Genomic DNA, 22,251 nt, shown 5'->3' on the forward strand with positions numbered 1-22,251 from the left:
TCAGCTTTCTCGCCCAGGAACCAGGGCCGCTCTTGCCCTTCCCAGGACCGCTTTTCGAGGGCCATAGGACCGCTCTTAACCGCTTTTTCGCTCTTCCTAGTACCTAGAAACCTTCTTTTCCCTAGAAACCTAGCACCTAGAAACCTGCTCTTCCTAGCCCCTAGCAACCTTCTCTTCTCCCTTTCTTCCTTACGTGTTTCTTCGTATACTGGCCATCGGTTTTACTCGCACGAAACACACATGAATCAATCTCTGAGAATCTGGCTTGATGCCGCGCGCCCGAAAACATTGCCTCTGGCTTTGGTCTCCATTTTAACTGGCAGTGTGCTGGCATACTCCTCGGGGCAATTCTCATTGGTGGTCGCTCTGCTGGCGTTTGTTACCGCCACTTTGCTGCAAATTTTGTCTAACTTAGCCAACGACTATGGCGATGCCGTCAAAGGCACCGACAACGATAAGCGCCTTGGCCCACTACGAGCAATGCAATCTGGCGCGGTCAGCGCCAAAGAGATGCAACGCGCCATCGTATTTAATATTTTGCTGACCATCGCCTCGGGTTTGGCGCTGGTGTTTTATGCCTTAAACAGTCTGCAAAGCATCCTCGCGTTTATCGCTTTAGGTATTTTGGCCATCCTCGCCGCCATCGCTTACACCATGGGCAATAAACCGTATGGCTATGTGGGTCTGGGCGATCTCTCGGTATTCATATTCTTCGGTTTGCTCGGCGTTTCCGGCACCTATTTCCTCCATACCGGCGTGTTGGATTCAGCGCTGTTTTTGCCAGCCTTGGGCTGCGGCTTATTAGCGGTTGCGGTACTCAATATCAACAACATGCGCGACATCGAAAACGACGCTGCGTGCGGAAAACGTACGGTTGCAGTGCGCCTTGGTCAGCGCAAAGCCAAGCAATATCATTTCGTATTACTCGGCGGTGCAGTGCTGGCGTTTGCCATTTACTTGCTGTTGCAAGGCAAACCAATGTGGATCAGCTTTCCTTTTCTTTTCAGCTTGTTACTGGTCATTAATCACGGAAAAGCAGTGTGGCTGACGCATCAACCTGCTCAAATTGCCCCTATGATGCCCGTGGTGGTGAAGTGCTCATTAGTTACCAATATTTTGTTTGCAACAGTTGTGATAGCTCAAACTCTTGTTAGTTAATCACTAATTGTCATTGCATTGACTTAATGCACAGATATACTCAAGAGAAAATTCATTTACCGAAGAAGGTATGCTATGGAATACAACACCTCTGCCCTATGTGATATCTATCTGGATCAAGTGGATGTGGTCGAGCCGATGTTCAGCAACTTCGGTGGGCGTGCCTCATTTGCCGGACAAATCACCACTGTAAAATGCTTCGAAGATAACTCGCTGATTCGTGAGACGCTGGAACAAGATGGTGTTGGACGTGTGCTGCTGGTCGATGGCGGTGGCTCATTACGCCGCGCACTCGTCGATGCAGAAATTGCCACCATAGCAGAAGAAAACGAGTGGGAAGGCATTGTTGTCTACGGCAGCGTGCGGGAAATTGACGAGCTGGAAGATATGAATATCGGCATTCAAGCGCTAGCCTCAATTCCGGTCGGCGCGTCTGCGCAAGGCATTGGCGAAGTTGATATTCCCGTCAACTTCGGTGGCGTCACCTTCTTACCGGAAGATTACCTCTACGCCGACAGCACTGGCATCATCCTTTCGCAAGAGCCACTTAGCGCCGATTTTGAAGAGCCTGAGCTCTAATTACGACACTCTAGGCGAGAGAAAAGTGCGGGAAAGCACGTTTCACGCGCTTAAAATTTGAGAAAAAGTCAGCGCATTGCCTCAATGCGCTGTTTTTTTAGGCAAATGATGCAAATTTTCCAACATAGCAGGTGTTTCTATGCCTTGTGCTGAGTAGAATGAGGCTAATAGAGAGAGCCGCAGCATGGGCTGCGCTCATTGAACCGAATAAAATAGGTAGGCCAAAATGTCTTTTGAAGTATTAGAAAAACTGGAAGCAAAAATTCAGACCGCTGTTGATACCATCGCACTTTTGCAAATGGAAGTCGAAGAGCTAAAAGAAGATAAAGCGAAACTGGCTAACGAAGCCGACCAACTGCGCGCTCAACAAGCAGAGCTTGAACAAAAATCTCAACAAGCTCAACAAGAGCACGCTCAGTGGCAAGAACGCATCCGCGCTCTACTGGGTAAAATGGAAGATGTAGAATAAAGCGGATTGAAAAGGACTAGGTTCTAGGAAAGGCAAGAGCGGAAAAAGAAGGGACGAGTTTTCTAGGGACTAGATTGCTAGGAAAAGAAAAAGCGGAAGAGAAGGTCCTGGGTCCTGGGAAATCCTAGTCCCTAGCACCTGCTTTTCCTAGCAACCTGCTTTTCTCCGCCCTTCGCCTTTCTCGCCCAGGAACCAGGGCCGCTCTTGCCATTCCTAGGACCGCTTTTCGAGGACCACAGGACCGCTCTTCCCTGCTCTTCCTGCTCTTCCTGCTCTTCCTGCTCTTCCTAGCACCTTCTTTTCCTAGTCCCTAGCAACCTGCTTTTCCTAGCAACCTCGTAACTTCCCCTCTTTTTTGATCCCCGCAAACGTTTTCCCTGTTTTTTATGCTAGAATCGCCGCCAATTTTTCTCTTCCTTCGATTATGACTTTTGGAGACAACATGAAACGCGATTTAGCAATGGCATTTTCCCGCGTGACAGAAGGCGCCGCTCTGGCGGGGTATAAATGGCTTGGCCGTGGTGACAAAAATGCCGCCGATGGCGCCGCAGTTGAAGTGATGCGCACTTTGCTAAACAAAACCGAAATCAGTGGCGAAATCGTGATTGGCGAAGGCGAAATCGACGACGCACCTATGCTCTACATTGGCGAAAACGTTGGCTTAGGCGGCGATGAAGTCGATATTGCCGTCGACCCGATCGAAGGTACACGCATGACCGCCATGGGACAGTCGAATGCTTTGGCGGTTTTAGCGGCAGGTGAGAAAGGTAGCTTCCTTAAAGCGCCCGACATGTATATGGAAAAGCTGGTGGTCGGCCCTGACGCCAAAGGCGTGATCGACCTCAACAAGCCAGTAAAAGAAAACTTAGAAAACATCGCCAAAGCGCTAGGCAAAACCCTCGACACCTTAGTGGTCATTACACTCGCCAAACCACGCCATGATGCCGTTATCGCGGAAATGCAGCAAATGGGCGTGCGCGTGTTTGCCGTGCCCGATGGTGATGTCGCCGCGTCTATCTTAACTTGCATGCCAGATAGCGAAGTGGATGTGATGTACTGCATCGGCGGAGCGCCAGAGGGCGTCGTGTCTGCTGCGGTGATTCGCGCGCTGGATGGCGATATGCAGGGCCGCCTATTGGCACGAAATATCGTAAAAGGCGATACTGAAGAAAACCGCCGCTTTGCCGCTTTCGAACTGGAGCGCTGCGCCGAAATGGGCGTCGAAGCGAATAAAGTGTTGAAGTTGGATGACATGGCGCGCAGCGACAACGTCATTTTCTCCGCCACGGGCATCACCAAAGGCGATCTGCTTGAAGGCATCAGCCGCAAAGGCAATATTGCCACCACGGAAACCTTATTGATTCGTGGCCGCTGCCGCACCATCCGCCGGATCAAATCGACCCACTACCTAGAGCGCAAAGACGACGAGATCAAGCAGATTATTCTTTAAAGGAAGAGCAGGGGCGAGGAAGAGCAGGTACTAGGTACTAGGAAGAGCAAAACCTAGAAACCTAGCACCTAGCAACCTAGTAATCTAGAAACCTCGTAACCTGCTTTCCCTAGAACCGCTCTTACTCTTACCCACTGCTCTTTATCAACCCTTTTATTTACTAAACCTATGACGCATAATATTTGTACTTAAGCACCATTCAGGATACGAGCGTCTGTAGGCCAAGATGAAAACGATAGACAGGATACTCCAGTCGATTAAGCGAGATGGCTCGGTGACCGCCAAGCAACTGGCAGAAGAGTTTGGCATGACCACCATGGGGGCCAGGCAACATTTGCAAGGGTTGGAAGAGGCGGGCATCGTCAGCTTTCACGATGTCAAAGTCAAAGTAGGCCGCCCGACTCGGCACTGGTCTCTCACACTCAAAGGACACGAGCAGTTTGCCGATCGCCACAGTGAACTGACCATTCAGATGATCGACGTGGTCGAGAGCTTGTTTGGCTCTGACGGTTTAGCCAAAGTCGCCGCTGAGCGAGAGCATCGCACTTTTATCCAGTATCAAAAAGCCTTGGCCGCTTGCGGCGATCTGCACAGCAAGCTGCAAAAGCTCACGGAAATACGCGAAGAAGAAGGCTATATGGCCGAGCTTGAGCAAACCGATGAAGGCTTTCTTTTGAGCGAAAATCATTGCCCCATCTGCCGAGCCGCCACCCGCTGCCCAGCCCTATGCCAATCTGAATTCAACGTTTTTCAAAAACTGCTCGGTGAACACTGCCATATTGAGCGCACAGAACACATTATCGAAGGCCAGCGCCGCTGCGCATATCGGATAGTAAGCAGGGACACTTAATAGATTAGAGCTAAGAATCTACACTCTTTCTTACATAATGTGACATAAGCAGCGAAAATAGACACTGTGCGGCCAATTGCATTTGCTCAATGCATCATTAATTATATTATTTATAGCAATCCGTATAGTTGGCTATAAAAAATCATAATGAATCACATGTATCATAAGGCGATACTGCTGGTCACTTTTGCCTTAGCAGCTTGCCAAAACACTACTCCCCCGTCATGGTATCAACAACCTGAGACCAACCAACATGATGCTTTAGTTGGCTTAGGAGAAGGACGGACTTTAGAACAAGCAAAGCAGGTTGCTCTAAATCAAATCAACGCCCAACTTTGGACGCAAATTGAGGCTTCTTTTTCCTCACATGAGGTCGCGCAGACTAGACAACAACAATCTTCCAGCAGTTCACTGATCGACAATAAAATCAACAGCAAGACAGCTAATGTCACCTTTACTGGCATCGACTATCAAAAAATAGAGAAAAACGATGTTGCTTACTTTGTAGAAGCTCAGATCAGTAAGGATAACGTAATAGCTCAGCTAAATGCCGATATTCGGCAACGTGAACAACGTGCAAAAGAGCGTTTAGAACAACTCCAGTATCAAGATCCTTTACTATGGTGGTTGGCACATCATTTAGCAGTAAAAGAAGCTGATGAAGTTACCATACGCCAGGCGATGTTGCGCTCTCTCACGCAACAACCAGCGCCACCATCCCCTAATGTTAGCCTATTCGTCAGTCAATTATCTGGGGTTCAATCTTCTTTGGTGATTCACGTAGATGCAAATAAACGTGAACAAAAAATGGCTCAAATGATTGCTACAGAGCTTTCTGCGCAACGCATAAAAACCAGCCAATCGGCCTCTTCTTTGGTGACCCATGTACTAAAACTGCAATCAGATCTGAAACAAAGCAAGGTCGATGATGCGTATATTTCCACGCGTTTCACAACACTAAAGTTGCTTAACCGTCAAGGGAATGTAATTGCCAGTAACGAAATTATTTCGAGTGGAAACTCACTCTCTGGTTACTCTCTTTCAAATCAAGGGGCCGAACGGCATTTCGCCAACCTGATGGCAAAACAAGGGATATGGGCTTTTCTCGGATTTAAATAACCGATAAATCAATCATTATAAACAATATGGAGTTGTCTAAAATGCTAAATAAAACGTCAGTGGCCTTGGCTGTTTCACTATTACTTTCTGGTTGTATATCCACAGGTCCTACACCTATATGCACACCAGATACATCGGTTCCAATTGCCAATGCGGAAGTTCCGACAAAAAATAGTGACGATAGAAAAGTCATTATCCTTCCCGTTGAAATGGAGTTTAAAGATGTCGCGAATGATAAAATTCGTTCAATTGTGCGAAGCTCTCTCGAAAGTCAAGTAATTGCAACGGGTACAGAGTTAGTGGACAGAAAACTAGCCAATAAATTAAAAAAAGAAATTACGCTTGCAGAGCAAAGTGGCCGCTATAACAGCAAAGGCGTTCCAATCGCAGACTATGCCGTGCTGACTGAAGTAACCAGTGTCGACTTTAAAAAGTCATTTAGCGAAGAGAGCACCTATAAAAATAAAAAGGGTGAATTAATCTACATACCAGCAAGTTGTCATTTCTCTGTTGACGTATCCGCTGTTGCTAAAGTCGTATCACTGCCTGACATGGCATTGGTAGAGCGTATCGAGCTGAAAGGAGATGATTCCGTCTCAACTGAGACTCGCAACTCAAGTTGTCCAATTAGCGATGCCGGCTATCAGGGTATTGCGAGCAAGGCAGCTGCAGAGGCCGTAGAATACAGTCGCTCCTTAAAGACTTTACTTGCAGCCAAAGCACAAGTGCTCGAATTGCGCCAATGCGAAAGCGGTTCCATGGTTAAAATTGGTATTGGCGCCGATCGCAACGTTAAAGCAAATGATTCCGTAGCCTTTTCTAAAATAATCAAAAACAGTGAAGGTGAACTTGAAACATTCTCTGTTGGCGAAGGTGAGGTAATTGATAATCCGCAGCACGGTATCAAAGCCAAGTACTCTTGGGTAACAATCGAAGAAGAAACGGCTCTGAAAATTCGCAAAGGTGACGCAGCGCAGATTGTTCCAAAAGCGTGTAAAAGCTTATTGGACTTAGAGTGTCAGGGACAAGAATTGATGAATAAGGCGGGTCTGTAAATGTTGAAGAAAGGGCTAATTTTTGCGGCAGTGGCATTCGCATTGTCGGGATGTAATAGCACGCAAACCATCGAGGATACACAACAATTTGCACAGTGTACTTTCCCTGATGCTCCCAAAGAAGAAGCGCCAGCATGGATCTGCGATGTCATGCCAAAAGATCTCGCTGCAGGTGCCATGGGATATGCGAAAAAAAGCAGCGCGGGTATGAATGTTATGCGTACAGCAGCTATAAACCAAGCGCGTGTACAACTAGCCGCGCAATTCCAAACCGATGTCAACAACATGTTTAAACAAGCCGTCCAAAGCTCGGTTGCAACCAATGAAACTGGTGCAATCGAATCGGTAATGGAAACCTTTGAAAGCGTAACTAAAAACGTGGTTACACGTCGTTTATCAAATAGCAAGCTCATTGTTAGTCAAGTTAGTCCATCGGGTGGCTTGTATGTCCTAGTCGGTATGGATCAAGCAACATTTCAAGCCAATTTAGAACAAGTGGTTGATGCTGCAACACAAGAGTCTAAATTGTGGGAGAAGTTTAATAGCGAAAAAGCAGCAGAAGATCTCACTAACGCGCTGAACTCTCTAAAAGCGATGTAACTAAGGCAGAGCAAGACGACACAAATCAAGTGGCGTCTTGCTTTACTTGAGGATAAGTACATGCACACCTTGAACAAAACCGCTTTGGCATTATGGTTCTCAACATTGCCAACTTTTGTTGCTGCTGAATCATCTGACCCATTTGATCAACTCGATCAAGCCACCACCAATACCAATCGTCCTAAAGAAGAGATTTATCAAGAGTTCCGCAACTATGTTGATCGCTACCTTGATGAATATGAAACATGGCGAGCAAACTATACACGTGAGCTGGATGCACAACGGAAAAACTTGATTGATAAGTGGGGCAGCGCTGAACTTTCAGACAGCACGATTGAAGTTGAGTATCAAACTGAGCAGCCAATACGAACGGTCAGAAACTACGAAGAGAATAGTACCACCGTATCTATCTTACTTGATGGTTCAATTAATGAAGCACAAGCCAAAAAGTTGCTTATAGAGCAGATCCACGCCGCGGGGGCTCAGGTAAATGAAGAGAAAATAACGGTACGCACAGTCGACTATTCTAGCGAACAAGAACAACGTGAGAAAGCCTTTGTTCTTGAGCAAACGTATGCACAAATGAATGAATATGACATTCAAGCAGAACAACTAATCAGTGCTAGGATTGGTGTACCTGACGACTTTATTTATCAGCGCGCGTACCGGAAAAAAATGGCCTTAATTGAAGAGGCTAAGCAGCGTATGGCAGCGATTGGCGCTCAATACCAACAGCAACGAACCTCGTTGAGAACCGCATTATTAGTCAGTGCGGAAAGCGAGACAACTAAAACACCATCGGCTTCACTTGAACCAGAGGTGGAGCTAAAGACATCACAAGACGCCAGTGTCTTAAGTGTAACGGGCAAGAGTGATTCCAAACCACAGACTATTGCTAAAAATCAACCGGATGAGTTGCCTGTAGAGCTATCTGAAACGATGAGCAAGACGCAAGATGACGGGGCATTAGAAACAACAAGCAAGAGTGAGTCAAACCTAGAGGCTATTGCTAAAAATCAACCGGATAGTGTACCTGCGAAGCCATCTGCAGCGATAAGCCAAACGCAAAATGACAACACTGTAGATGCAACAGGTAAAAACGAACAAAAAGCGATTCCCACCGCAAAAAAAGTTATTAGTTACAAACTTCGGCTACCAAACAATGCTCTAACTCAGCGCGCTAGCGAGTTTCAACCAATGGTGTTGAGCGAAAGCGAAAAGTGGTCTGTTGATCCCGCTCTCGTGATGGCGATTATGCACAGTGAATCTGCTTTTCGTCCAAAAGCCAAATCACATGTACCTGCCTATGGCTTAATGCAGATTGTACCTACAACAGCTGGCCATGACATTAACAGGCGAGTTCGAGAAATTGATGCTCCCATGAAAGAGGATGAACTCTATCAACCTCCAGTCAATATAGAAACTGGCACGGCCTACCTCCACTTACTAGATAGCACCTACTTAAAAAGTATCCGCGATCCGAAAAGTCGTATGTACTGCACAATTGCAGCTTACAATACGGGAGCAGGTAATGTTGCCCGAGCGTTTAATCGTGATCGCTCAACCAATATTCGCAAAGCGAGTACCGTGATTAATCAGCTCGAACCACAAGAAGTATATGATCATCTTATGCAAAACTTACCTTATGATGAAACCAAAAATTACCTAAAAAAAGTCTCTTCTAGGATTGCTCTTTATCAGACCAATTAATCGTTCGCTTTAAAAGCAGGCAGAGCACTCACCCCGACTCCGCCTGGCTTTCATATCGAAAGACTCTTACTTTACTTTGTATAAACGACTAAGGAAAACTATGTTTCGTTTGATCGCTTTAGCGCTGGTCGCTTTAGGTATTTTTATTGGCGTGAGTTATCACGAGGAGATCAATCAACTGATTACAAATGGTAGATTCGAACAGTTGAAAGAAGCCTCCACTGAAGGAATTGAACTGATAAATGATAAGATTGAAGAGTTGAGAAAGTAATATGACTGAACCAAGCAACCTTTCGTCATCCGAAGGCGCTCGCTCGACTTCGACTCTAAAGGAACAATGGGGAAAACTGCTCGCACTAGCGTCACTAGTGGCGATAGCACTGGGCAGTTTCAATGACAGTATGGATGCGTTAGAGAAAATCTATGACTTTTCATTATCGCAATTTACCGACATACCTTCGCAAAATAAACTAGATAGTGTGTATGTTCGCGCCTCCGCTGCCGTTTTGGATGAACAACTCGGAGCCCCTATCTATCTCAAACACTCAAGCCATGGTGAAACGATTAAATATTATCAAGACGGTCGTTTTATTCTTTCTGCTGTCGTGAAAGAGGATGCAATTGCCGCTTATTTGGTTTTCCCACTCGATGGGTTTATACCGGACACCAGTAAGTCAGCCAAAGGGAGCCTTCTACTTCAACACCCCTTCAATACAGACGAAGAGATAACCGACTTTAGAGTCTCTTATTCTCGAGCTGTAACATACTATTTGGAAGAAAGTGCTGAAGGGGCATTTAGTAATTTATATAGCTCGGTCAGTGGCTACTCGGAGTTTGATGTTGAACCAACTCAAACACAGCGCGAGGCCCTAGCAGCTTTGGCTAATGCAATGGTCTTAGGGGATGATGTGGTTCCACTGGCTGAAACCTTGCGTGCACAGTTAAAACCCAATTTCTATGGTTATAGCATGCTAGGTTTACAGGCACTGGAGGAGGCTATCCTGACTCGTTCTGAGTATCAGTTGATCCGACCATAAGAAATAGAAAGCAGGCTCGAGGAAGAGCAAGAACCTAGTACCTAGAAACCTTCTCTTCCTTAGAAACCTAGCACCTAGTATCTCTTCCCTAGCGACCCAGTGCTCTAGCCGCCTGCTTTTGCCTTTCTCGCCTAGGAACCAGGGCCGCTCTTGCCTTTCCTAGGACCGCTCTTCCTATCAACCTAGCAATCTTCTCTTCCCTAGCACCTAGAAACCTAGTACCTAGCAACCTGCCCTTCCTCGTCTCACTTCTAAGACATCACCACATCCCTGCACCACTTTCTCATTTCTGATTTATGCTTATTTTATGGCTACTGTTTAAATTATCACCAATCGTTACAGGGAGAGTCGCCATGGGATATCCACAACTGGACCAGAGCTTACCGTCATTCGATGAGATGATGACTCTTGCCGCCGAAAACCCGACCGCTTTCAATCAGTTTAAGCAGGCAATGTGCAAAGAGATGATTCTCTCCGCCTCTGAAGCGATGCGCGAGCGCTTGGAGGCACAGCAGAGCCATATTGATCGCGTGATCAGCCGCTGCAAAAACCCCGATCACACCAACGTGGTGTTAATGAATGAACTGACGAAACAGATGGTGAAATTCCGCGCTGCACTGGAAAGCGACGGTAAAGAGCCACCGCGCAGTGAAGCGCAAATTATTCCCTTTACTGCGAAAAACTTCTATTGAACTGAGGCCCTGAAACGCAAACAGGGCCTTTCACTTTTTATAAAACTCGAAACTGATATCGCGTGCAGGCTGTTGTCAGTCGCGGTCAGTAGCGGCGGCCGCTTAGTTCACCACTTTCTGGAAACACGCTTTGTCCATATCTCGGATATTGACCGTTAAGCTGCGCACATGGCTGGCTTGCTCTTGCAACACGGCCATGAGTTGGCGGGAAAGTTCGCGTTTTTGCTCTTCACTGCGCCCAGAAAGCAGATCAAAACTGACATGAATAAAATCCACGCTATCACCCTCCTCCCCCACCAGCCAATGATGGCAGCGCAGCGTGCGCGATTTCACTGAAGGTTTGTCAAACAAGCCGCAATCCAGCGCGACTTGGTGCAGATCTTCCAGCAATCCGGGCACATTGATGCGCTCTTCCACCGAATTGGAATATTCTAAAACTAAATGAGGCATGACCTTTCCTTTTATCATTGAGACATGGTTGGCATTTGCCTTCATAAATAGCAACCAGAAAGGAAAATGCCGAGTGATTGACTATCATTATGCCAGACAGATCACCAATCGATTGCTTTTAACCATTTTATCAGTGGATAAAGCAGCACCGACCAGGCGAGAGAAAGCCACAACTAATGACACGAGTCATGATCTGTCCACATTATTCTGTTATATTCCTACGTAGATTTTTTACATAAATGCGCTTCACCTCGGCATAGAGGTGAAACCTTGAACCAATAAAAGATATGGAGATATTCCTATGCGTCGTCCTGTAGTGATGGGTAACTGGAAACTTAACGGCAGCAAAGCAATGGTAACTGAGCTGCTAACTGGTCTTAACGCTGAGCTAGAAGGCGTTGAAGGTGTTGACGTTGCGGTTGCTCCACCAGCACTTTACTTGGATATGGCTGAGCGTCTGATCGCGCAAGGCGGCAACAAGATCATTCTTGGCGCACAGAACACTGACATCCACAACAGCGGCGCATTCACTGGCGACATGTCTCCAGCGATGCTGAAAGATTTCGGTGCAACGCACATCATCATCGGCCACTCTGAGCGTCGTGAATACCACAACGAATCAGACGAATTCGTCGCTAAGAAATTTGCCTTCCTGAAAGAGAACGGCCTGAAGCCAGTGTTCTGTATCGGTGAAACTGAAGCGCAAAACGAAGCGGGCGAAACTGAAGCGGTTTGTGCACGTCAAATCAACGCAGTGATCGACGCGTACGGTGTTGAAGCTCTAAACGGCGCGATCATCGCTTACGAACCAATCTGGGCTATCGGCACAGGTAAAGCAGCAACTGCTGATGACGCACAGCGCATCCACGCCTCTATCCGCGCCCTGATCGCAGAGAAAGACGCAGCAGTCGCTGAGCAAGTGATCATCCAGTACGGCGGCTCTGTAAAACCAGAAAACGCAGAAGCGTACTTTGCACAGCCAGACATCGATGGTGCTCTTGTTGGTGGCGCATCTCTAGATGCGAAGAGCTTCGCAGCGATCGCAAAAGCAGCAGCGAAAATGAAAGCGTAATTTCAAACGCGCTCAGTTCAATCCTAGATTGAACACGCAGATGAAAAACCGACGTCACGCACGTCGGTTTTTTTGTTGTCAATCATCGAAAAGAGCACTGAGGCTAATCTTGGCCAAACAGATCACGTGTATAAACTTTGTGCGCCACATCGCTGAGCTCTTCCACCATCCGATTCGAGACAATAACCTCCGCCTTCGCTTTGAACTGCGCTAAGTCACGCATTACGGGCGAGTTAAAAAAACGCTCTTCCTCCAGCACAGGCTCATACACTACCACCTCTATGCCGCGCGCTTTGAGTCGCTTCATGATCCCCTGCACCGAAGAAAAACGGAAATTGTCGGAGTTGGCTTTCATGATCAAGCGGTAAATGCCCACCACTTGCGGATTACGCTTTAAAATCGACTCGGCGATAAAGTCTTTACGGGTTCGATTAGCCGAAACAATCGCTTTGATCAGGCAGTTGGGGACATCACGATAGTTGGCCAACAACTGCTTAGTATCCTTGGGGAGACAATAGCCACCATAGCCAAAGGAAGGGTTGTTATAGTGATCACCAATGCGTGGATCAAGCCCCACACCTTGGATGATTTGCCGGCTATCCAAACCATGTACTTCGGCGTAAGAATCCAGCTCATTGAAGTAAGCCACCCGCATGGCTAGGTAGGTGTTGGAAAAGAGCTTGACCGCCTCGGCCTCGGTGGCGTTGATCAGCAGTACTGGAACATCGTTTTTTTCCGCCGCTTGCGCAAACAGCTCTCCGACCCATCTTGCTCTCTCACTTTGCTCGCCAACAATAATGCGCGATGGGTAAAGGTTATCGTACAAAGCGCGCCCTTCTCGTAAAAACTCCGGGGCAAACAGAACGTTTTTGCCCGATTCACCACAACGCACACGCTCGGTAAACCCGACCGGCACAGTTGAGCGCACCACCACCAGCGCTTGTGGCCGATAGCGATGCACCTCATCGATCACCGACTCTACCGAAGAGGTGTCAAAGCCATTAGTACGCGGATCGTAATCGGTCGGCGTGGCGACAATCACCAGTTCGGCGTTTTGATAGGCACTTGGCGCATCCACCGTCGCGGTAAGGTTGAGTAAGCCAGAAGCCATAAAACGTTGAATGTCTTGATCAACAATCGGACATTGTCGCGCGTTAATTTGCGCTACCCGCTGCGAATTTAAGTCCAACACAGTGACATGGTGGTACTGCGCTAACAGCGCGGCATTGGCCAGCCCAACATAGCCAGCCCCAACGACGGTGATCTGCATACGACACTCCGCTTTGCCTGAATGAGGTTTTATCCAAGCTCGTTTTTACCCAAGCTTGGCTTATCTCAACAAGTGAATGTGACACAGGGAAGACGAAGGCATGATCGATTCAAGACGATGTCGTCAGCGGTAGGGAGATCGCTTTTTGTGGCAAGTTTGCGTAAACTAACGCCGTCATTTTGGCTAAAAATTTTTGCAAATAATACTTCAGATTTTGCAGATAATACTTCAAAGGAACAGCATGAATATTCTTGTCACCGGAGGCAGTGGCTATATCGGCAGTCACACCTGTATTCAGATGATCGAAGCAGGCATGACACCGATTATTCTCGACAATTTGTACAACAGTAAACTTTTGGTGCTGGATCGTATTCAGCAAGTCACGGGCGTGCGGCCGACCTTTTATCAAGGCGATATCCGCGATAGCGCTATCTTACAAACCATCTTTACTGAACATCATATTGATGGCGTGATCCACTTTGCGGGCCTGAAAGCCGTTGGCGAACCGGTGGAAAAACCGCTGATGTATTATGATAACAACGTTTCTGGTACCTTGAATCTCGTGCGCGAAATGGACAAAGCGGGGGTAAGAAGCCTGATCTTTAGTTCATCGGCCACGGTGTACGGTGACCCTGCCTCAGTGCCTATTCGCGAAGATTTCCCGACCTCGGCCACCAACCCTTACGGGCGCAGTAAGCTGATGGTAGAAGAGTGCTTGCGCGACTTTCACCACGCCAACCCAGAGTGGAGCATCACCTTGCTGCGCTACTTTAACCCTGTTGGCGCGCATCAATCTGGCTTGCTTGGCGAAGATCCGCAAGGCATTCCCAACAACCTGTTGCCTTTTGTCGCCCAAGTGGCGGTTGGCCGACGTGAAAAATTGGGCGTATTTTGCAACGATTACCCAACACCCGACGGCACTGGCGTGCGCGATTACATCCACGTGGTTGACTTAGCCGATGGTCACCTTGCGGCGCTGAATAAAGTGGGCCAACAAGCGGGTTTGCACATTTTTAACTTAGGCACAGGCCAAGGCAACAGCGTATTGGAAATGGTCGCCGCCTTTGAAAAAGCCGCCGAGCGTCCAATCGCCTATGAAGTCAAACCACGCCGCGCTGGCGACATCGCAGAGTGCTGGGCAGACCCATCCTACGCCGCCGAAGTGCTCGGCTGGAAAGCAACGCGCTCGTTGGAGACCATGGTCGCCGATACGTGGCGCTGGCAGTCCAACAACCCGAATGGGTATGAGTGAGGAAGAACAAGAGCGGTACTGGGGAAGAGCAGGTCCTAGGACCTAGGGAAGAGCAGGCCCTTGGTCCTGGGAAAAGCAAAAGCAGTTAAAGCAGGTAAAGCAGGGGCGAGTTTGCTAGGGAAAGGCAGGGACGAGTTAGCTAGGGGCTAGATTGCTAGGAAAAGAAGGTTCTGGGTCCTGGAGCCCTTGGTCCTGGGAAAAGCAGGAGCGGAAGAAAAAGCGCTCTTTCCTAGAACCCAGCAACCTAGGAACCAGGGCCGCTTTTCCTAGTCCCTAGAAACCTAGCACCTAGTACCTAGAAACCTAGCAAACTGCTCTTCCCCGCCCTTCCCCGATTTCCCTGCTCTTAATGCTGAGCCATCAAGGAGTAATTCATGATCCAGTTTGATAAATTTGAACGCTCACTGCATCTGCTGCAAGAGCAAAATGATCGATTGAATAAACTGCAGATTCAGGCGACTGAACTTTGGATTATTGAAGCTGTCAAGGAGTCAACAATTCAACGCTTTGAAACCTGTTGGGATAGCCTTTGGAAAATCACCAAACGTTATCTTTCGGAAGACATCGGTTTACCTGAGGTGCCAAATGGGCCCAATCCTGTTTTACGCCTTGCTCATGAAAACATGCTGCTACCCAGTAGCATCGAACAGTGGATGCATTACGCAAAAGCCCGAGTTGCCACGTCGCATGATTACAGTGGGGAAAAGGCCGATGAAGCCTTGGCATTAATGAATGACTTTGTTACCGATGCCATTTTGTTGTACCAAACGTTAAGCGGTCAAGCATGGAAAAAGTAACGCAACCTAAACTTGCTATCACGGAAGATCAAGCGAAGGAAGTCGCTCAACTGTTAGCACTGTACTTACCGAAAACTTTGGTGTGGGCGTTTGGATCAAGAGTCAAAGGCACGGCGAATACGCGCTCAGATTTAGATTTAGTGGCCTTTGCCGACAAACCACAAGATTTAGCTGTCTATCAATTGCAACAAGCCTTTGAAGAAAGCAGCCTGCCCTTTCGCGTCGATTTACTGGTCTGGGATAATCTCACTCCAGCCATGCAGAACAATATCCGAGAGCGCTATGTGGTTGTGCAGGGGAAAAGGGACTAGGAAAGGCAGGGACGAGTTAGCTAGGAACTAGATTACGAGCAAGAGCAAGAGCGAAAGAAAGACCGCTCTTCCTAGTCTCTAGAAAACTAGTACCTAGCAACCTGCTTTTCCTAGTCCCTAGAAACCTGCCCTTCCCCCCTACTTCAACTGGATCCCGTGGGTTTCAATATGGGTGAGCAGTTCTTTGGATGTAATTTTATGTTTGATCAACAAATCCACCTTAAATGGCAATGAAGACAGCTCTAGGCGCTCCTGCAATTGTGCGATGACATGCAGCGAAAGCGCATCGCCTTCTAGGACAAGATCAATATCGGAGTTATCTCTATAGGTCCCTAACGCTCTGGAGCCAAACAACCAAGCATGGATGACACAAGCGTGGTTAAGAACGATCTCTTCAATCAATCGGTACTGATGTGCCTTAAGGCCGAGCAAGACGGGGTTGACGACGCAAAAATTAGCCACGCTGGTCCTCTAAGTTCTTGAGCTTTAATGAATGCGTAATCTGTTCAATCACAGGAGAAAACGATTCTAGGATTAGCGATTGGGCTTCGAGAGCATTGCTCTCATCATAAGTATGAGCAAGCAAATTGCGTTTTATCAGCGCTTCTAACATGATTTCACACTGTTCTGAGGACAAGTGCTTAGCCTCGAGAGCGGTGCGAAAAACACTTCGCGGTGAGGCGACATCAAACCCTTCAAATTCAAGTAAATCTTTCAACGTTTTCCACGTCAGTTCAAAAGAAAGCTCGAAGGTTTGCACTAAGCCCGCCAACTCTAACTCGCTGTAGCTTTCTTGCGCACAGGCTCTTTTAAGCCTTTGTTGAGCTTTGATTAAGTTTTGTAGCCGCTGCTTCCAACGGTCTGGATTTGCGTTCATATTCGTCGCCTAGTAAGAGAGTGAGCGTTGTACTTAACAATGAATGTTAAACTACCTAATCAGAAGCAAAATGTCATGTCGAAAGGGGAGGGAGGAAAAGCAGGAGCAAGATTGCTAGGGACTAGATTACGAGGAAGAGCAAGGGCGGAAGAGAGGGGACTAGGAAAGGCAGGTCCTAGGTCCTAGGGAAAGCAAAAGCGGAAAAGCAGGACCGCTCTTCCCCGCTTTTCCTAGAACCTAGAAGTCTAGTACCTAGCGACCTTTTTTCCCTAGAAACCTTCTCTTCCCTGCCCTTCCCTACAACCTCACATCCCCAGCGTAACCCATGGCGTTCAGTACTTGAGCAAAGGCTTGCTTGCTGCTTGGCTCACCGTGGATGAGATGAATTTCTTGCGGTGCTTGGCCAATGCCATGGATAAACGCCAGCAACTCAGATTGATCCGCATGGGCAGAGTAGCCCGACATCACGTGGATATTGGCTTTTACTTCGACTTCCTCGCCATCGATACAGAGGTTTTGTTCACCTTGAGCGATGCTACGCCCGAGCGTTCCCTCGGCCTGATAGCCAGCCAAAATGACATCGGTGCGTTCATCGCTCAGCAGCGCTTTCAAATAGTCGACAATTCGTCCGCCCTGACACATTCCCGAAGCGGCCACCACAATCGCCGCGTCCCCGGTTGACACCAAACGGTTGACTAATGCTTGATGAGTGCGGTAATCGCTAATCTGAATACATTGATCAAACGCCAGTGGATGGCGATGCATCTCCAAACGCTGCTTGGCTTCCTCACCCCATAAGGTTTTAAAGCGCCGATAAGATTGCGTCACTTGCTGGGCCATCGGCGAGTCTAGAATAATGGGCAAATCAGCGGCAATTTTATGCTCATAAATCAGGCGCTCAAGGTCAAACAGCAGCTCTTGAGTACGGCCAACACTAAAAGCCGGGATTAAAATGGTGCCACCATCGGCTAAAGAGCGTTGAATGATTTTGCGCAGCGTTTCCGCTCGGCCTGCGACATCATCATGATTACGGTTGCCATAGGTGCTTTCAATCAATAAATAATCGGCCCGCTCTGGCGGTTGCGGATCGGGCAACAGCGGCGTATTACTCGGGCCTAAGTCGCCAGAAAATACCACCACTTCACCACTGGCTAAGCGAATTTCAACGTAGGCCGAACCTAAAATATGCCCAGCGGGTTGAAGGCGCAGCTCAAGCGAAGCCTCCGTGTTGCTCTGAGCAGAGAGTGTGAGCCATTTACCATAACCCAATGGACGCAAACGCTGTTTAACGGCGTGTAAAATTTGCTGTATTTGTTGGCGATTTAGGCCCAACTGTAACTTGAGGCCATCTTCTAACATCAGTGGGATAAGCTCTACACTGGCTGGGGTAGCGTAGATTGGCCCGCGAAAGCCAGCGGCAAGCAGCCAAGGAATGCGGCCGATATGATCGATATGCGCATGAGTGACAATCAGCGCATCAATATGCTCAACGGAGAAATTTAATTCTGCCTGCGCCGACTCTTTGCCCTGAAAAAGACCACAATCGATTAATAGTGCCATACCATCTGCGCGCAGCTCATGACAAGAGCCAGTAACGGTATCTTTACCACCATGATGAAGTATTTGCATTTCCTTTGCCTTAGTCGCCAATAAGATAGGAAAACGCTAGCATATTCGCTTTTACTTGAGCGCAAATTGTTGGAAATTTTCGAGGAAGGGCAGAAAAGCAGGAGCGAGTTTGCTAGGGAAGAGCAGGGACGAGGAAGAGCAAAGGCGAAAGAGAGGGTCCTAGGTTCTGGGCCCGGAAAGCAGTAGCGAGATTGATAGGGACTAGATTGCTAGGAAGAGCAGGAGCAAACCTAGAAAACTAGCGCCCTGCTCTTCAGGACCATAGGGCCATAGGACCGCTCTTAACCGCTCTTCCTGCTCTTCCCTAGAACCTAGTACCTAGCCCCTAGCAACCTTTTTCCTACCTATACAAATTCTCGTAACAGTAGTTGGTGGCTTCGATGTAGCCTTCTACGCTGCCGCAATCGAAACGTTGGCCTTTGAATCTATAGGCTAGCACGCAGCCGTTTTGCGCTTGTTTGAGTAGCGCATCGGTGATTTGGATTTCACCGCCTTTGCCGGGCTCGGTTTGCTCGATGAGCTCAAAAATATCGGGGGTGAGAATATAGCGGCCAATAATAGCGAGATTGCTTGGCGCGGTGCCGGGTTCTGGTTTTTCAACCATGTTGTCGACACGGAAAATGTCATCTTTGATCATTTCACCGGAAATAACGCCATACTTATGGGTTTCATCTTCTGGTACTTCTTGCACCGCCACAATCGAGCAGCGGAACTGGTTAAACAGCGCCACCATTTGCGAAAGCACGCCTTGCTGTTGGTTTACGCACAGGTCGTCTGCCAGTACAACCGCAAATGGGTTATCTCCCACTAGCTCTCGCCCGGTTAAAATCGCATGGCCCAAGCCTTTCATCTCGCTTTGGCGGATATAAGTGTAACTGGCTGAGTCAATCAGCTTACGGATATCCCCCAGCAGCGCCTCTTTGCTGGTGCCACTGATTTGGTGCTCCAGCTCGTAGCTTTTATCAAAGTGGTCCATCAGCGCATGTTTACCACGGCCAGTGACAATACACATGGAATCCATACCTGCTTCAATCGCTTCCTCGACGCCATACTCGATCAACGGTTTGTTGACCACTGGCATCATCTCTTTAGGCATCGATTTTGTGGCTGGGAGAAAACGGGTGCCGTAGCCTGCGGCGGGGAATAAACATTTTTTAATCATTATTACTACTAACCAATTGTGTTGAAAAAAGGGGCGAAAAGCAGGAATGAGACTACTAGGAACGAGATTGCTAGGAAGAGCAATGGCGGAAAAAATGGTCCTGGGTTCTGGGCCCTTGGTCCTGGGAAAAGCAGGAGCGAAAGAAAAAGCGCTCTTTCCTAGAACCCAGCAACCTAGGAACTAGGACCACTTTTCCCGCTCTTCTCCGCTCTTCAGGACCATAGAACCGCTCTTATCCGCTTTTCCTAGAACCCAGCACCTAAGAACCAGGACCGCTCTTGCCCTTCCTAGTGCCACTTTTCCTTTATTTATTATAAAAGTCACGATACCAAGCTACGAACTCTGCAACGCCTTGCTTCACAGTTACTTGAGGCTTATAACCCGTAGCGGCAAAAAGGTCGGCGGTATCCGCGTAAGTTTGATAGACATCACCAGGTTGCATCTCACGGAAATTCTTCTTCGCCTCAATGCCGAGCTCATCTTCTATCGCCTTAACGAAATCCATCAAGCTGATAGGAGAGCCGTGGCCAATGTTGTAAACCGCATAGGGCGCTGAGCTGCTAGCTGGAGTACCAGCTTCGACAGTCCATGCCTCGTTTCTTAAAGGAAGAACATCCGCGATACGCACCACCCCTTCGACAATATCGTCGACATGGGTAAAGTCACGCCACATTTCCCCGTTATTATTAATATCGATTGTTTCGCCATCGAGGATCTTTTTAGTGAAGATAAACGGAGCCATATCAGGTCGGCCCCAAGCTCCATACACGGTGAAAAAGCGCAACCCTGTCGTCGGTATGTTATAAAGGTGCGAGTAGCTATGTGCCATCAACTCATTGGCTTTTTTAGTCGCCGCATAGAGAGAAACAGGATGATCGACAGAATCCGAGGTGGCAAAAGGCACTTTGGCATTTAAGCCATAGACGGAACTAGACGATGCATAAACTAAATGCTGTACATTGGTTTGACGGCACCCTTCAAGAATGTTCAGGTGCCCCACCAAATTAGAATCTGCATACGCATGCGGGTTTTCGAGTGAATAACGCACTCCAGCTTGTGCCGCAAGATGGATCACTCGATCAAACTTCTCTTGTTCAAACAACGTCGCTACGGCATCGCGATCGGCAATATCCAAGTGGACAAAACGGAACTGCGAGTGCTCAACACGTGCTAATCTTGCGTGTTTTAAGTTAATGTCGTAATAATCGTTAATATTATCGATGCCAACCACTTCGTGGCCTTGTGCTGTTAATTTTTCAACGGTTGCACTGCCAATAAAACCCGCAACACCAGTGATTAGATATTTCATATTTAAGTCTCGAAAAAATTCATGGGGAGATTATCGGTTTCAGATCCTAGGTACTAGGTCCTGCCTTTCCCTAATCACTACCAAACAAATCACGGGTGTAAACTTTCTCTGCGACATCAGCGAGCTCTTCCACCATGCGGTTGGAGACGATGACATCGACGGTTTGTTTAAATTCGTTGAGATCTTTGATCACGCGAGAATGGAAAAACTCGTCGTCTTTCAACACAGGTTCATACACGACCACTTCAATGCCTTTGGCTTTGATGCGTTTCATAATTCCTTGAATACTGGAGGCACGGAAATTGTCTGACCCTGCCTTCATGATCAGACGGTAAATACCAACCACTTTAGGCTGGCGTCTGATAATTGAATCTGCGACAAAATCTTTACGTGTACGGTTGGCATCCACAATCGCACTGATGATGTTATTCGGTACATCTTTATAGTTAGCTAACAACTGCTTGGTATCTTTTGGTAAACAGTAACCGCCATAGCCGAAAGATGGGTTGTTGTAGTGATTGCCAATACGGGGATCGAGCCCCACGCCTTCAATAATTTGACGTGCATCGAGGCCGTGCGCTTCGGCATACGAATCCAGCTCGTTGAAATAAGCCACACGCATCGCAAGGTAGGTATTAGAGAACAGTTTCACCGCTTCTGCTTCCGTGGAATCGGTAAACAGAATTGGCACATCTTTCTTTTCTGCGCCTTCAAGTAGCAGATTGGCAAAGACTTCGGCACGCTCGCTGCGCTCGCCGACAATAATACGTGACGGGTAAAGGTTATCGTATAGCGCTTTACCTTCGCGCAGGAACTCAGGTGAGAATAAAATATTCTCACAACCCAGCTCTTGCTTAATTCGCGCGGTGTAACCGACAGGAATAGTCGATTTGATCACCATCACCGCATTCGGGTTAATGGCCATCACATCACGAATGACCGCTTCTACCGATGAGGTATTAAAGTAGTTGCTTTGCGGATCGTAATCCGTCGGGGTGGCAATAATAACAAACTCTGCGTCTTGATACGCTTGCTGCTTATCGAGCGTAGCCACGAAATTTAGTGCTTTGTGCGTTAAAAAATGTTCAATTTCTTTATCAACAATCGGTGACCGCTTGTTGTTCAGCATTTGCACCTTTTCTTCGATAATATCCACCGCGACTACTTGATGATTCTGCGCCAAAAGCATGGCGTTAGATAAGCCGACGTAGCCCGTACCTGCAACTGCGATTTTCATTTCCATATACCATAATTAAAATTTGTCAAAGAGTAGCAAAAAAGATTCATAGGGGGTAGAAGAAAAGAAGGGGGGAAAGCAGGGACGAGATTACGAGGAAGAGCAAAAGCGAAAGAAAGACCGCTCTTTCCTAGAACCTAGCAACCTGCTTTTCCTAGTACCTAGA

Annotated in this window: 24 protein-coding genes; 16 read left to right on the forward strand and 8 right to left on the reverse strand. The window is 47.7% G+C overall.

Going from position 1 to position 22,251, the window contains the following annotated elements:
- The first annotated feature begins 240 nt into the window (after positions 1-240).
- The 12 genes from EWA64_RS07345 to EWA64_RS07400 all read left to right on the forward strand — a co-directional run bounded on the left by EWA64_RS07345 (position 241) and on the right by EWA64_RS07400 (position 10,719).
- Positions 241-1,158, forward strand: a complete 918-nt coding sequence (locus EWA64_RS07345) for a 1,4-dihydroxy-2-naphthoate polyprenyltransferase (protein ID WP_039442047.1) — start codon at positions 241-243, stop codon at positions 1,156-1,158.
- 75 nt (positions 1,159-1,233) lie between these two features.
- Positions 1,234-1,737 (forward strand): ribonuclease E activity regulator RraA, encoded by a 504-nt coding sequence (gene rraA / locus EWA64_RS07350; RefSeq protein ID WP_061895812.1) that lies wholly within the window; start codon positions 1,234-1,236, stop codon positions 1,735-1,737.
- 226 nt (positions 1,738-1,963) lie between these two features.
- On the forward strand, positions 1,964-2,206 hold the full coding sequence (zapB, locus tag EWA64_RS07355) for a cell division protein ZapB (RefSeq protein ID WP_061895811.1): 243 nt from the start codon (positions 1,964-1,966) through the stop codon (positions 2,204-2,206).
- 442 nt (positions 2,207-2,648) lie between these two features.
- Positions 2,649-3,656, forward strand: coding sequence for a class II fructose-bisphosphatase (glpX, locus tag EWA64_RS07360; RefSeq protein ID WP_061895810.1), 1,008 nt, complete (start codon positions 2,649-2,651; stop codon positions 3,654-3,656).
- A 226-nt stretch (positions 3,657-3,882) separates the two neighbouring features.
- Entirely contained in the window at positions 3,883-4,506 is a 624-nt protein-coding gene (locus EWA64_RS07365; RefSeq protein WP_061895809.1) for a helix-turn-helix transcriptional regulator, read from the forward strand.
- Positions 4,507-4,653: 147 nt separating this feature from the next.
- Complete coding sequence (locus tag EWA64_RS07370; protein ID WP_039462215.1) at positions 4,654-5,625, forward strand: LPP20 family lipoprotein; 972 nt, start codon at positions 4,654-4,656, stop codon at positions 5,623-5,625.
- Positions 5,626-5,666: 41 nt separating this feature from the next.
- The gene (locus tag EWA64_RS07375; protein ID WP_039462213.1) at positions 5,667-6,680 is read left to right on the forward strand and encodes a hypothetical protein; all 1,014 of its coding nucleotides are present in this window, start codon (positions 5,667-5,669) and stop codon (positions 6,678-6,680) included.
- Positions 6,681-7,280: an LPP20 family lipoprotein gene (locus EWA64_RS07380; RefSeq protein WP_039462210.1), complete on the forward strand. Its 600-nt coding sequence runs from the start codon at positions 6,681-6,683 to the stop codon at positions 7,278-7,280. It abuts the gene before it with no gap.
- A 60-nt stretch (positions 7,281-7,340) separates the two neighbouring features.
- Positions 7,341-8,990 (forward strand): transglycosylase SLT domain-containing protein, encoded by a 1,650-nt coding sequence (locus EWA64_RS07385; RefSeq protein ID WP_061895808.1) that lies wholly within the window; start codon positions 7,341-7,343, stop codon positions 8,988-8,990.
- 100 nt (positions 8,991-9,090) lie between these two features.
- Positions 9,091-9,261 (forward strand): hypothetical protein, encoded by a 171-nt coding sequence (locus tag EWA64_RS07390; RefSeq protein WP_170320364.1) that lies wholly within the window; start codon positions 9,091-9,093, stop codon positions 9,259-9,261.
- A gap of 1 nt (position 9,262) precedes the next feature.
- Positions 9,263-10,027 (forward strand): ETEC_3214 domain-containing protein, encoded by a 765-nt coding sequence (locus EWA64_RS07395; protein WP_061895807.1) that lies wholly within the window; start codon positions 9,263-9,265, stop codon positions 10,025-10,027.
- A gap of 353 nt (positions 10,028-10,380) precedes the next feature.
- On the forward strand, positions 10,381-10,719 hold the full coding sequence (locus EWA64_RS07400; RefSeq protein WP_061895806.1) for a DUF3135 domain-containing protein: 339 nt from the start codon (positions 10,381-10,383) through the stop codon (positions 10,717-10,719).
- 102 nt (positions 10,720-10,821) lie between these two features.
- Here the strand turns inward: EWA64_RS07400 and EWA64_RS07405 are convergent, their stop codons facing one another.
- Entirely contained in the window at positions 10,822-11,169 is a 348-nt protein-coding gene (locus tag EWA64_RS07405; protein ID WP_039422931.1) for a 5-carboxymethyl-2-hydroxymuconate Delta-isomerase, read from the reverse strand.
- A gap of 301 nt (positions 11,170-11,470) precedes the next feature.
- On the opposite strand from EWA64_RS07405, the gene tpiA reads away from it, so the two are divergent.
- Positions 11,471-12,241, forward strand: coding sequence for a triose-phosphate isomerase (gene tpiA, locus EWA64_RS07410; protein WP_061895805.1), 771 nt, complete (start codon positions 11,471-11,473; stop codon positions 12,239-12,241).
- Between the two features lie 103 nt (positions 12,242-12,344).
- On the opposite strand, the gene EWA64_RS07415 is transcribed toward tpiA, so the two are convergent.
- Complete coding sequence (locus EWA64_RS07415; RefSeq protein ID WP_061895804.1) at positions 12,345-13,511, reverse strand: nucleotide sugar dehydrogenase; 1,167 nt, start codon at positions 13,509-13,511, stop codon at positions 12,345-12,347.
- 241 nt (positions 13,512-13,752) lie between these two features.
- Here EWA64_RS07415 and galE point away from each other — a divergent pair, with 241 nt between their 5' ends.
- From galE to EWA64_RS07430, 3 genes are all read left to right on the forward strand, one after another.
- Positions 13,753-14,763 (forward strand): UDP-glucose 4-epimerase GalE, encoded by a 1,011-nt coding sequence (gene galE, locus EWA64_RS07420; protein ID WP_061895803.1) that lies wholly within the window; start codon positions 13,753-13,755, stop codon positions 14,761-14,763.
- A 374-nt stretch (positions 14,764-15,137) separates the two neighbouring features.
- On the forward strand, positions 15,138-15,560 hold the full coding sequence (locus tag EWA64_RS07425; protein WP_061895802.1) for a nucleotidyltransferase substrate binding protein: 423 nt from the start codon (positions 15,138-15,140) through the stop codon (positions 15,558-15,560).
- Positions 15,548-15,871 carry a nucleotidyltransferase family protein gene (locus EWA64_RS07430; RefSeq protein ID WP_065860347.1) on the forward strand — a complete coding sequence of 108 codons (324 nt, stop codon included), beginning with the start codon at positions 15,548-15,550 and terminating at the stop codon, positions 15,869-15,871. Before EWA64_RS07425 ends, EWA64_RS07430 begins: the two co-directional genes overlap by 13 nt.
- Before the next feature lie 138 nt (positions 15,872-16,009).
- Here EWA64_RS07430 and EWA64_RS07435 read toward each other — a convergent pair whose 3' ends face one another.
- The 6 genes from EWA64_RS07435 to EWA64_RS07460 form a co-directional block, all read right to left on the reverse strand.
- The gene (locus EWA64_RS07435; protein ID WP_061895801.1) at positions 16,010-16,333 is read right to left on the reverse strand and encodes a nucleotidyltransferase family protein; all 324 of its coding nucleotides are present in this window, start codon (positions 16,331-16,333) and stop codon (positions 16,010-16,012) included.
- A complete protein-coding gene (locus EWA64_RS07440; RefSeq protein WP_061895800.1) occupies positions 16,326-16,748 on the reverse strand; it encodes an HI0074 family nucleotidyltransferase substrate-binding subunit in 423 nt (140 codons plus the stop codon). The genes EWA64_RS07435 and EWA64_RS07440 overlap by 8 nt, the downstream gene beginning before the upstream one ends.
- 297 nt (positions 16,749-17,045) lie before the next feature.
- A complete protein-coding gene (locus tag EWA64_RS07445) occupies positions 17,046-18,377 on the reverse strand; it encodes an MBL fold metallo-hydrolase (protein ID WP_061895799.1) in 1,332 nt (443 codons plus the stop codon).
- 340 nt (positions 18,378-18,717) lie between these two features.
- The gene (galU, locus tag EWA64_RS07450) at positions 18,718-19,539 is read right to left on the reverse strand and encodes a UTP--glucose-1-phosphate uridylyltransferase GalU (RefSeq protein WP_061895798.1); all 822 of its coding nucleotides are present in this window, start codon (positions 19,537-19,539) and stop codon (positions 18,718-18,720) included.
- A gap of 304 nt (positions 19,540-19,843) precedes the next feature.
- Positions 19,844-20,848 (reverse strand): NAD-dependent epimerase, encoded by a 1,005-nt coding sequence (locus tag EWA64_RS07455; protein ID WP_061895797.1) that lies wholly within the window; start codon positions 20,846-20,848, stop codon positions 19,844-19,846.
- Positions 20,849-20,918: 70 nt separating this feature from the next.
- Positions 20,919-22,085 (reverse strand): nucleotide sugar dehydrogenase, encoded by a 1,167-nt coding sequence (locus EWA64_RS07460; protein ID WP_061895796.1) that lies wholly within the window; start codon positions 22,083-22,085, stop codon positions 20,919-20,921.
- Positions 22,086-22,251 lie beyond the last annotated feature (166 nt).

The organism is Vibrio cidicii, from assembly GCF_009665415.1.
GTDB lineage: Bacteria > Pseudomonadota > Gammaproteobacteria > Enterobacterales > Vibrionaceae > Vibrio > Vibrio cidicii.